Origin of the sequence: Streptococcus caecimuris (assembly GCF_943193075.1) — a bacterium.
GTDB classification, from domain to species: Bacteria; Bacillota; Bacilli; order Lactobacillales; family Streptococcaceae; genus Streptococcus; species Streptococcus caecimuris.
Genome location: NZ_CALPCT010000031.1, coordinates 1 through 11,948, shown reverse-complemented (window position 1 = coordinate 11,948; position 11,948 = coordinate 1). Strand labels below are relative to the sequence as shown.

Annotated in this window: 6 protein-coding genes; 5 read left to right on the top strand and 1 reads right to left on the bottom strand. The window is 46.7% G+C overall.

All coding sequences use genetic code 11. The annotated features are described in order from the left end of the window. Positions 1 to 273 precede the first annotated feature (273 nt). Both NFR56_RS09415 and NFR56_RS09410 read left to right on the top strand, forming a co-directional pair. Positions 274 to 2,019, top strand: coding sequence for an ABC transporter ATP-binding protein (locus NFR56_RS09415; RefSeq protein ID WP_251458751.1), 1,746 nt, complete (start codon positions 274 to 276; stop codon positions 2,017 to 2,019). Next, a complete protein-coding gene (locus tag NFR56_RS09410) occupies positions 2,009 to 3,877 on the top strand; it encodes an ABC transporter ATP-binding protein (protein ID WP_049506113.1) in 1,869 nt (622 codons plus the stop codon). The genes NFR56_RS09415 and NFR56_RS09410 overlap by 11 nt, the downstream gene beginning before the upstream one ends. 38 nt (positions 3,878 to 3,915) lie before the next feature. Here NFR56_RS09410 and NFR56_RS09405 read toward each other — a convergent pair whose 3' ends face one another. Then, positions 3,916 to 4,398: a glutathione peroxidase gene (locus NFR56_RS09405; protein WP_251458749.1), complete on the bottom strand. Its 483-nt coding sequence runs from the start codon at positions 4,396 to 4,398 to the stop codon at positions 3,916 to 3,918. A 159-nt stretch (positions 4,399 to 4,557) separates the two neighbouring features. Here NFR56_RS09405 and rexB point away from each other — a divergent pair, with 159 nt between their 5' ends. The 3 genes from rexB to NFR56_RS09390 are packed head-to-tail and all read left to right on the top strand — an operon-like array spanning position 4,558 to position 11,807. Next, a complete protein-coding gene (gene rexB, locus NFR56_RS09400) occupies positions 4,558 to 7,824 on the top strand; it encodes an ATP-dependent nuclease subunit B (RefSeq protein ID WP_251458747.1) in 3,267 nt (1,088 codons plus the stop codon). Continuing rightward, positions 7,821 to 11,486 carry a helicase-exonuclease AddAB subunit AddA gene (addA, locus tag NFR56_RS09395; RefSeq protein ID WP_251458745.1) on the top strand — a complete coding sequence of 1,222 codons (3,666 nt, stop codon included), beginning with the start codon at positions 7,821 to 7,823 and terminating at the stop codon, positions 11,484 to 11,486. Before rexB ends, addA begins: the two co-directional genes overlap by 4 nt. 3 nt (positions 11,487 to 11,489) lie before the next feature. Then, on the top strand, positions 11,490 to 11,807 hold the full coding sequence (locus NFR56_RS09390) for a DUF4298 domain-containing protein (RefSeq protein ID WP_134974076.1): 318 nt from the start codon (positions 11,490 to 11,492) through the stop codon (positions 11,805 to 11,807). Positions 11,808 to 11,948 lie beyond the last annotated feature (141 nt).

Below are 11,948 nucleotides of genomic sequence, written 5' to 3'. Positions count from 1 at the left end.
CCCACTCAACCACTGCGTCTTGCTCGACAATCCAAAAATAATTGAGAGGCTAGGACTTTTGTCCCAGCCTCTTTTGTACTAGATCAACAGAAAAACGGATGCTGTCTAAAAATCTTGCATTTTTTTGCAATTTAGGTTACAATGAAGACTATAAAAAACGCGTAATCCCTAGGGTCTTTCCCTCAGGGAATTTTGTGTGTTTTGACCTATTTTCGATGGAAAGAAGCTTTGCTTCTACCGCAGGAAAAAGTATGAATAACATTGGAGGTAATAATGATTCGATCCTTAATTTCCGAGATCAAAGAATTCAAGAAGCCCTCGATTTTGGCTTCCTTGTTCATGGTCTTTGAAGTCATGTTTGAGATTTCGATTCCCTTTGTCATGGCGAGTCTTTTGGACCAAGGTGTTCAACAAAGAAACATGAACAATATTTTGTTTTACGGTGGGCTCATGCTGGTCTGTGCCTTTCTCTCCCTCTTTTGTGGGATGCAGTCTGCCCGTTATGGCGCCTATGCATCGGCTGGTTTTGCCAAAAACCTTCGTCGGGCTATTTTCAAAAAGGTTCAAACCTTCTCATTTGAGAATATTGATCAGTTCTCATCTGGTGGTCTGGTTACTCGGATGATGACGGACGTGACCAATGTGCAAAATGCTTATCAAATGGTCATCCGGATCTGTGTGCGGGCACCGCTCAATTTGATCTTTGCCATTGTGGCTTGTTTCTTGATCAATCCGGAAATGGCCATGATCTTTGTCTATGTGACCATCTTTTTGGCAGCGGTCTTAAGCATCATTATGAAGATTGTGTATCCGCTCTTTACAGAAGTATTTGAAGCTTATGACAATCTCAACAACAGCATTCAGGAAAACATCACCAATATGCGAGTGGTGAAGTCCTACGTTAAGGAAGCAGATGAAACCGTTAAATTCAAAAAGGCTTCACGCCGGATTTATAACATGTTTATGAAGGCTATCCGTGTCGTTGTCTTGAGTAGCCCAGCTATGATGCTTTCCATGTATGCTTCTTTCCTTTTGATCTCTTGGATCGGGGCTCATCTGATCGTTGGTGGTCAACTCTCTACTGGGAATTTGACTTCTATGTTTAGCTACACCATGACCATTCTTATGTCGCTCATGATGTTTATGATGATCTTTGTCATGTTGTCGATTTCCATGGCCTCTGTCGAGCGGATCAATGAAGTCTTGACGACCAAAACGACGATTGACTCTCCAGAAAATGGGATCAAAGATGTCGCTGATGGTTCGATCAACTTTGAGGATGTGACCTTTGCTTATACCGATGAAAATGGCGACAAGACCCATGTCTTACAAGGGATTAATCTTTCCATTCGTTCAGGGGAAGTAATTGGTATCTTGGGAGGAACAGGATCAGGGAAATCAAGCTTGGTTCAGTTGATTCCTCGTCTCTATGATGTCGAGTCTGGTCGGGTGACAGTAGCAGGCCACGATGTCAAAGAATACGATCTTGATTCCCTTCGTAAGCAAGTGGCCATGGTTCTTCAGACCAATGTCCTTTTCTCTGGTACGATTAAAGAAAATATGCGCTGGGGAAATAAGGATGCGACAGATGAAGAGATCATCGCAGCTTGTAAGATTGCCCAAGCCGATGAATTTATTCAAGATTTCAAAGATGGCTATGACACTATGATTGAGCGTGGGGGATCCAATGTCTCCGGTGGCCAACGCCAGCGTCTCTGTATCGCGCGTGCCCTTCTCATGAATCCGAAGATCTTGATCTTGGATGATTCGACTTCGGCGGTCGATACCAAGACGGATAGTTTAATCCGTCAAGGATTGGCAACCAGTTTGAAAGAGACGACCAAAATCATCATTGGTCAACGGATTTCCTCTATTCAAGATGCGGATCGCATCATTGTGATGAATGATGGCCAAATCGATGCGATCGGTCGTCACGAGGAATTGCTTGCGACCAATGCCATCTACCAAGAAGTATATGAAATGCAAACACAAGGGAAAGGAGAAGCAGATGAAAACTAAGAAAAAAGCAAATCTAGGCTCTATCCTTCGCCTGCTCGACTTCCTTTGGAAAAACTACAAGGTATCCTTGATTGTTTCCTTTATCTTAATCATTCTATCGTCTCTTGCGACGGTCAATGTAACAGCTTCGATTCAGTCCTTGGTCGACGTCTATGTGGAGCCCATGTTAACGTCAAACAGCCATGATTTCGGACCGCTCTTGTCCTTCTTGACACGGGTTGGTTTGATCTGTTTGATCGGGGTACTTGCCAACTATGGCTTTACCTTGATCATGGCGACTGTTTCACAAGACTCACTTAGAAGTCTTCGAAATCAGTTGTTTGCCCGCATGCAAAAACTGCCGGTACGTTACTTTGATACCCACCAACATGGGGACATCATGTCTATCTATACCAATGATATTGATGCCCTTCGCCAAGCGATTGAACAATCCATTCCTCAACTCTTATCCTCAGCGATTACCATTCTTGGGGTAACGATTACCATGCTGACGGTTAGTCCGCTCTTGTTCTTGATTGTTCTTATCATGGTCATCGTCATGGTCTTTATCATCAAGGATGTCTCTGGCAAGTCAGGTCGTTACTTCGGGGCACAACAAAAGAACTTGGGGATTGAGAACGGCTTTATTGAAGAAATGATGTCTGGTCAAAAAGTGGTCAAGGCCTTTGTGCATGAAAGAGAAAGCATTGAGGATTTTGACCGCATCAATGATCAACTCTTTGAGTCTTCCTACCAGGCTAACCGCTATGCCAATGTCCTCATGCCGATTCTTGGGAACTTGGGAAATGTTTCCTTTGTTCTAACAGCCTTGATCGGTGGCCTCTTTGCGCTAAACGGCGTCGGTGGTTTAACCATTGGTGGTCTTATGGCCTTTCTGCAATTGAACCGTTCCTTCACAGGTCCCATTGCCCAGGTCTCTCAACAATTGAACTTTGTCCTCATGGCCTTGGCTGGTGGAGATCGTGTCTTTGATCTTTTGGACGAAGAAGAAGAAGTCGACCAAGGAAAAGTGACGCTGGTCAATTATGAACTGGTCGATGGAGAAATGGTCGAAACTGATCAGAAAACCAACAAATGGGCTTGGAAACACCCACGTCCAAATGGGGATTACCAGCTTGTCAAGATGGTCGGAAATGTGGTCTTTGATGATGTTGATTTCTCTTATGATGGGAAGAAACAAATCCTTCATGGCATCAACTTGTACGCGGATAAGGGGCAAAAAGTGGCCTTTGTCGGAGCGACTGGTGCAGGAAAGACAACCATTACCAACTTGATCAACCGATTCTATGATATCCAATCCGGAATGATTACTTATGATGGGATCGATATTAAATTGATTGAGAAAGATTCTCTGCGTCGTTCCCTTGGAATCGTTCTTCAAGATACCCACTTATTTACTGGTACGATTGCAGAAAACATCGCTTACGGCCGTGCTGATGCAACACGGGAAGAAATCCTTGAAGCAGCTCGGATTGCCAATGTGGATTCCTTTGTCAAGCACTTGGATCAGGGCTATGAGACAGTCTTGACGGATGATGGGGCTGGTCTATCAAATGGTCAACGACAATTGATCGCCATTGCCCGTGCAGCCCTTGCCAATGCGCCTGTCTTGATCCTGGACGAAGCGACGTCTTCTATTGACTCACGGACAGAGAAGATGGTGCAAGAAGGGATGGACCGCTTGATGGAAGGTCGGACAGTCTTTGTCATTGCCCACCGTCTATCGACAATTGTCAATTCCGATGTCATCATGGTGATGGACCACGGACGCATCATCGAGCGAGGCAACCATACTTCCTTGATGGCAGAACGTGGCACCTATTACCGCTTGTACACCGGTGGACTTGAAATTGATTAAAGAAAAAAAGCTTGAGCGTTGGCTCAGGCTTTTTTTGCTTATTTCTCAAGTAATTCTTGGATCAAGTCTTCCATGGCAGCTGGTTCTGTTTTTGAGGAGAAGCGTTGGGCGACGTGGCCTTGTTGGTCGATGACAAATTTTGCGAAGTTCCATTCGATGCGTTTGCCCAGTGGCCCAGCTGCTTGGCTTTTGAGCCAGTCATAAAGAGGAAGGGCTTCTTTACCATTGACCTTGGCTTTGGCGAATCGTGGGAAGGTGGTCTGGTAGTTGAGGCTGCAGAAGCTATTGATTTCTTCTGCAGTTCCTGGCGCCTGCCCCATGAATTGGTTGCAGGGGATGTCCAGGATTTCAAGCCCTTTTTCCTGGTAGCGCTGGTAGAGATCTTGCAGTCCTTGGTATTGCGGGGTCAAGCCACAGCCTGTTGCTGTATTGACTACGATGAGGACCTTACCTTGGTAGTGAGAAAGGGGAATCTCCTCCCCATTCTGGTTTTCTAAAGAAAAATCATAAATGCTGGTCATAGGTGGTATCCTTTCTGTCTCTTCAGCTTTTATTGTAGCACAAATCTCCTAATATTGGGCCTAGAGGAGCATGACTTCTTGCTTTAGTCCCTCCTGTGAAAATGATATAATAAGAAGATAACAAGCTCTCAAGAAAATGCCAAAAGGAGAACGGATCGGATGAAATTACTCTATACGGATGTTCGGACCCCCTTGACCCAGGTCCTGACACAAGAAGCCGTAGGGTTAGTAGAACAGGGCAAGCGTGTGTTTTACATTGCGCCCAACTCTCTTTCCTTTGAAAAAGAAGCCAAGGTCTTGTCCTATTTAGAAGGTCAGGCTTCTTTTGCCATTACCGTCACGCGCTTTGCGCAAATGGCCCGTTATTTCATCCTGAATCAGGTTTTTGAGGAGCAACCCTTGGATGACATCGGTCTAGGTATGCTATTTTTTAAAGCTCTGTCTCAGATGAAGGAGCAGGATCTCAAAGTTTACGGGGCCCTGCGCAAGGATCCTCAGTTTATCCAGCAATTAGTCCAGCTCTATCATGAATTGCAGACGGCCCAGATGGATTTTACAGATTTAGAGTTGCTCGAGGAAGCTGAAAAAAGAGAGGACCTCTTGGCGATTTTTGAAGCGGTCTCTGAGATGCTGGTCCAGCACCGGTATGAATCCCAGTCCAAGATGGCCTTTTTCCTCAACCAGGTTGAAGAAGGGCAACTGGAAGAGCAATTAAAGGATGTGGCGATCGTCGTCGATGGCTTCACGCGTTTTTCTGCAGAAGAAGAGGCCTTGATCAGTCTCCTTCACCGAAAAGGAGTGGAGATTGTCATCGGGGTCTATGCCAGTGAAAAAGCTTATCGGGCAAGCTTTAGAGAGGGAAATCTTTACCAAGCCAGTGTTGACTTTCTCCTCCAGCTTGCAAAGACTTTTCAAGTTCAGCCTCAGTATTGTGGGCAAGCGATCGAAGACTCTTTTAGTAGCATTACCCGCATGCTAGAAGCGCGCTACGATTTTTCACAAGTGGAAAATGAGCTGGAGGAGCAAGATCGAACAGCTGTCCAACTCTGGCAAACCAATACGCAAAAAGAAGAGTTGGAATTTGTTGCTAAATCTATCCGTCAGCGTCTTCATGATGGGGCCCGCTATCGGGATATTCGGGTCTTGTTAGGCGATGTAGAAGCTTATCAACTACAGCTCAAGACCATTTTTGACCAGTATCAGATCCCCTTTTATTTGGGACGAAGTGAAGCCATGGTCCACCATCCCTTGATTCAGGTCATTGAATCGCTAGGCCGGATCAAGCAGTTCAATTACCAGACAGAAGACGTCATCAATCTGTTGAAAACGGGTCTGTATAGTGATCTGACGCAAGAAGAAGTCGATGCTTTTGAGCAGTACCTTCGCTTTGCGGAAGTAAAGGGTGCTACAAAATTTCACAAGCCTTTTACTAGCAATCGTCAGGGCAAGTTTAATTTGGAAGAGCTCAATACTCTCCGAGAACGCGTCGTAGAACCTCTAGTCCCTTTCTTTTCACAGCGCAAACAAAAGGTGACCCAACTCTTAACCACCTTTACAGAGTTTCTGCAAGAGGCCCAGCTTTCTCAGAATCTACAAGCTTTGATCAAGGATCTAGCCTTGGAGGAGCAGGAGCGCTATGATCAGGTTTGGAAGGCCTTCCTCCACGTCTTAGAGGAGTTGAACCTGGTCTTTGAGGACCAAGAGCTGACAGTGGATGACTTTTTGGCCCTCTTCTTATCGGGGATGCAATTGTCTCAATACCGGACAGTTCCTGCTACGGTAGATGTGGTGACCGTTCAGTCCTATGACTTGATTGAACCCTTGACAGCGCCTTATGTCTACGCAATCGGGCTGACCCAGGAGCGTTTTCCAAAGATCGCTCAGAACACCTCTCTGCTCAGTGAAGAAGAGCGCCAGCAGCTCAATGAGGCCACCCAAGAAGGAGCAGAGCTCCAGGTGGTGACCAGTGAAAATCTCAAGAAAAATCGCTTTGTGGCAGTTTCGCTTCTCAATGCTGCGACCAACCAACTGGTCCTATCGGCCCCTAGCTTGGTCAATGAAATGGAAGATAGTGTCTCTCCTTACCTTGTCGAATTGACCAAGAAACCTATTGCCATCGAGTGGACGACCAAACAAACCCAAGCCTCGAGTGATGATATCGGGACCTACCGGGCCCTCCTAGCGCGCGTGATCGAACTCCATCAAGAAGAAATTACGAGTGAGTTGTCTCCTGAAGAAGCCAGCTTTTGGGGTGTGGCGGTACGGGTCTTGCGCAAGAAATTAGCCGCTGAAGGCATCCAGATTCCTCAGATTTCAACGGAATTAAAGAGCCGTCAGCTTCAGTCGGATACGCTTCAAGCGCTCTATCCAGAGGGAAAAGCCTTGACCTTATCCGCTTCTGCCTTGAATGAATACTACAAGCACCAGTATGCCTTTTATCTGCGCTATGTCTTGGGCTTACAAGAGGATGAAACGATCCGGCCAGACGCTCGCAGTCATGGGAATTTCTTGCACCGGATCTTTGAACGAGTCTTAAAAGATGGCTCCGATCAAGCGTTTGATCGGCGTTTAAACGAGGCGATTCGAGAAACCAGCCAAGAAGCAGAGTTCCAGCAATTGTATGGAGAAAATGGAGAGACCGAGTTTATTCGCAACTTGCTTCTTGATACCGCGAAAACAACAGGGCGGGTCCTCGCCCAGCAAAATGGCATCGAGACCATCGGTGAGGAGACCCTCTTTGGCGGAAGCGCCCATACCTCTTATCCATTGTCCGATGGCCGTCTCCTGCAGCTACGAGGCAAGGTGGACCGGATTGATCAATTGAGGGATCGGGGAGCCCTCGGAGTCGTGGACTACAAGTCCAGTCTGACGCAGTTCCACTATGACAAGTTCTTTAATGGACTAAATTCTCAATTGCCGACCTATCTTTCTGCGATTCAGGATTTGAAGGAATACCAAGAGGAGCAGGGAATTTTCGGAGCCATGTATTTGGAAATGGGAGATCCCGTAGTGGATCTGAAAAAGACAAAGACAGTAGAGGATGCCATCAATCAAACCATGAAAAGTCAACAGTACAAGGGGCTCTTTATGGCAGATCAGGCGCCTTATCTGGGCGAGGCCTATGACAAAAACAAGGCCATGATGCTGAGTAAGGAAGAACTGGACCTGCTCCTCTTGTACAACGCTTATCTCTATAAAACAGCAGCAGAAGGGATTCTCAAGGGGCAATTTGCCATCAATCCCTATAGTGAAAATGGGCGCAATATCGCACCATTCGTGGAGCAGTTTAAATCTATCACAGGATTTGAAGCCGATCGTCACCTAGGTCAGGCACGGTTCTTGACCAAACTAGACCAAAAAGGCATACGCGGTGAAAAGGTGAAAGCCGCTTGGATCGAGAAGATGAAGGAGGTCTTGAACAAATGATCAAACAAGCATTTTTGACAAGAGAAGAAATCAAGGCCCTTCAGGCCCAAGAGGCAGCTTCTACCAAAGAACAAAAGCGGACACCAGAACAGATCGATGCCATCTATAGTTCAGGAACCAATATCTTGGTGTCGGCCTCTGCTGGATCAGGAAAGACCTTTGTCATGGTGCAGCGGATACTGGATCAGATGCAGCGTGGCATTTCTATTAAGGAGCTCTTTATCTCAACCTTTACGGTCAAGGCAGCAGGGGAGCTCAAGGAGCGTTTGGAAAGTGAACTTGGGAAAGCCCTGCAAGCGAGTGATGATCCAGAGCTCAAGCAACACCTGGCCCGTCAAATCGCAGATGTCGCCACCAGCGATATCGGAACCATGGACTCTTTTACCCAAAAGGTCCTAACGCGCTATGGCTATTTGCTTGGGTTGGCGCCTCAGTTTCGCATTTTACAAAACGCTAGTGAGCAACGCCTCTTACAAAATGAAGTCTTTCAGGCTGTTTTTGACCGCTATTACCAAGGAGAAAACCAAGAAGCCTTTGTGCAGATGGTCAAGAATTTCACCGGCCAGCGCAAAAATTTATCCTTGTTTAAAGAACAGGTCTACCAGATCTATGACTTTCTTCAGTCAACCAGTGATCCGGAGAAATGGTTGGAGGAGCATTTCCTAAAAGGTTATGAAGAGACCGATTTTGACCAGGTTGAAGGCGATCTGATGGAGAGCATCCAGCAGGCCCTTTATGATGCAGAAAGCTTTTTTGCCTTTCATTTGTCCAATGAGGGACAAGCATTTGGCAAGGCCAAATATTTGGAAGCTGTAGAAGAGGTGCTCGATCAGATTGGAAGCCTGACAGGGCGCACCAATAAAGAGCAACTGACTTCTGTCCTAAAGGCGGTCGTCGCGATTAGCCGGGCTTCAAATGGGGGGGCCTTGACCAACAGAGCCCGAAAAGAAGAGCTAAAAGACCTAGTCACGGCCTATAACCAGGATAAAACCATACATATCAATCGCCTCAGAGACTTGGAAAATCAGCTCTATCAGCTGGAATTTCAACAAACCTTCCACCAAGAAGAAGGCCCCATGCTCTCCTTGCTGCGGGACTTTATCAGAGACTTTGCTCGCGCTTACTTGGAGCGAAAAATCCAAGAAAAAGCTTATGAATTTGGGGATATCAGTCATTTTGCGATTCAAATTTTAGAGCAATTCCCAGAGGTGAGACAAGCCTTTCAAGAGCGTTATCATGAGGTCATGGTCGATGAGTACCAGGATACCAACCACACCCAAGAGCGGATGTTGGACTTGCTGTCAAATGGCCACAATCGCTTCATGGTGGGAGATATCAAGCAATCCATTTATCGCTTCCGTCAGGCAGATCCACAGATTTTCAATGATAAATTTAAAGCCTACCAAGAAGAAGGGGCGAAAGTGCGGTTGATCCTCCTCAAGGAAAATTTCCGTAGTCATGTGGAGGTATTGGACGCGACCAATGATGTCTTTCGCCATTTGATGGACGAAGAGGTAGGAGAGATTGACTACAATCAAACCCACTATCTGGTCGCAGGAAGCGACAAGCAGCGGATGGCCTTGCCACAACATCGGGCCGAATTTTTGCTCTATGATGGCAGCCAAGACCAGGAAGAAAAGACCGAAGACGAGGAAGCTCCCCTTGGAGTCGAGACGATTTCCAAGGGAGAAATTCTCCTGGTTATCAAAGAAATTTTACGTCTCCATCGGGTGGAAAAAGTCCCCTTTAAAGAGATCACGCTCTTGACTGCGACTCGAACGCGAAATGATGCGATACTGGAAGCCTTTGACCAGTACCATATTCCGATTGTGGCAGATAGCGGACAGGCGCATTATCTTGAGTCACTGGAAGTGATGGTCATGTTGGATACCTTGCGGACCATTAACAATCCCTTGCATGATTATCCCTTAGTAGCCCTTATGAAATCCCCTATGTTTGACTTTGATGAAGATGAGTTGGCACGGATTTCCTTGCAGACCCTTCCAGAACAAAAGCAAATGGCCTTCTACCACAAGGTCCAGTTAGCCCTTGAAAAGACTGCAGAGCATGCAAATTTGATTGATGCCAAGCTCTCAGCTAAAATCGAGAACTTCCTCAAGGTTTTATCTACTTGGCGGACTGCTGCTAAGACCTCTTCGCTCTATGATTTGCTGTGGAAAATCTATGATGATCGCTATTACTATGACTATGTCGGCGCTCTTCCAAATGGGGCCCAGCGCCAGGCCAACCTCTACGCTTTGACGCTTCGGGCCAATGATTATGAGAAGGCCAGCTTCAAGGGCTTGTCGCGCTTCATTGCTATGATCGACAAGGTGATCGAAAATGAACACGATTTGGCCAGCGTCCCTCTTGCGGCTCCAAAAGATGCCGTCCAGCTCATGACCGTCCATAAGAGTAAGGGGCTGGAATTCAAGTATGTCTTTATTCTCAATATGGACAAGGCCTTTAACCGTAAGGATCAATCGGGGCCGATTATCCTCAGTCGCCAAAAAGGGATTGGCTTTAAATATGTTGCGAACCTGCCGGTTGAGACAGAAAATCCAGCTGCTCCAGAAACCATTCGCCTGCAGATCGAAACGCCTTGCTACCAACGCAATGTGGAAGAAACAAAGTTGGCCACAATTTCTGAGCAGATGCGTCTTCTATATGTTGCGATGACACGGGCTGAGCTCAAGCTCTATCTGGTCGGAGAAGGCCGGGAGGACAAACTGCGTGATACCGATTGGGGGACCAGTCGCAATGGCAAATTGGATCCGGAGAAACGTAAAGAATGGACCTCTTATCAGGACTGGCTCTTTGCCATTCAAGATGTGTTTACTAAGAATACCCTGGCCTATGACACGCGTTTTGTGACAGACGAAGACCTGACACCAGACCAGCTGGAACCGCTAGAGAAGGAGAAGGATTCCCGCCTGGATCAGCTCAAGGATGTCCGCCAGTCCGAGGATATTCGTCGGGCCTTGGATATCTTGGAAAATGTTGATCGGCTCAATCAGCTCTATGCTCCGGCCATTCATTTACCAAGTGTCCGTACTCCTAGTCAGATCAAGAAATTCTACGAGCCAGTCATGGATGCCAATGGCGTCCAGATCATGGATGCAAAGCTTGTTGCGCCTGACTTTGAGCTGCCAACTTTTGGGCAAGAAGAAGCCGTGACGGGAGCCCAGGTCGGTAGTGCTGTCCATGAACTCATGCAGCGCGTGCCTCTTGGAGAAGAAATCACGATGGATACGCTGCATCAAGCCTTGGAGCAAGTTCAAGCGGAGCCAGCGGTCAAAGCCCGCATCAAGCTAGAGGCCATCCTGGCTTTCTATGAGACCCCTTTGGGTACCTTGCTTCAAAAAGAGGCCTCTCGAGTTCGGCGCGAAGCTCCCTTTGCCATGCTGAAGAAAGATCCAGCTAGTGGTGAGGACTTTGTCGTGCGGGGGATCTTGGATGGTTACGTGGTGCTAGAAGACCGGATCTTGCTCTTTGATTATAAGACGGATCACTACAAGGTTCCTAGTCAATTGGTCGAACGCTACCGGGATCAGCTCGATCTCTATGCAGAAGCTCTTCGTCGTTCTTATGGCAAAGAGCAAGTAGAAAAATACCTCGTGCTTCTAGGTGGCCCCCATCTAGAAGTGGTGAAAGTGGAGTAAATCATGGCAATTGCACAGAAAAACATCGAACGGATCCAAAGAATGGAAGGTTATTTGAATGACTATGCCAAAACTTTGGAAGAAACCAAAAAAGCAGTGGATCAACTAAGAGAGCATCAAGAAAGCTATATCCAACTGCGTGATTATTATAGTAGTCAGGCCTATTTTGATGACTTGGACCTGTCCAATCAGGATGACTTTCCAAAGGATCTACCTTGTGGTGTCTTGTCCGAAGATGCCGTCTATGATTTATTAGACGAGCATTTTCAGATGGGAGTGGAACTCTTGGAGATCGCAACGAAGATGATTAAAGAACGGTGAATGATCTCTTCACCTTTTGAAACAAATACAAAAAGAGGCTGGGACAAAAGTCCTAGCCTCTCAATATTTTTGGATTGTCGAGCAAGACGCAGTGGTTGAGTGGGCTCTACTACGCTGATTTCATCAGCTTTTACAGCCCTA

Bases quoted from the DNA above. Each gene is read 5' to 3' on its own strand.
- NFR56_RS09415 (WP_251458751.1), top strand. From the start codon at position 274: ATGATTCGATCCTTAATTTCCGAGATCAAAGAATTCAAGAAGCCCTCG.
- NFR56_RS09410 (WP_049506113.1), top strand. From the start codon at position 2,009: ATGAAAACTAAGAAAAAAGCAAATCTAGGCTCTATCCTTCGCCTGCTC.
- NFR56_RS09405 (WP_251458749.1), bottom strand. From the start codon at position 4,398: ATGACCAGCATTTATGATTTTTCTTTAGAAAACCAGAATGGGGAGGAG.
- rexB (WP_251458747.1), top strand. From the start codon at position 4,558: ATGAAATTACTCTATACGGATGTTCGGACCCCCTTGACCCAGGTCCTG.
- addA (WP_251458745.1), top strand. From the start codon at position 7,821: ATGATCAAACAAGCATTTTTGACAAGAGAAGAAATCAAGGCCCTTCAG.
- NFR56_RS09390 (WP_134974076.1), top strand. From the start codon at position 11,490: ATGGCAATTGCACAGAAAAACATCGAACGGATCCAAAGAATGGAAGGT.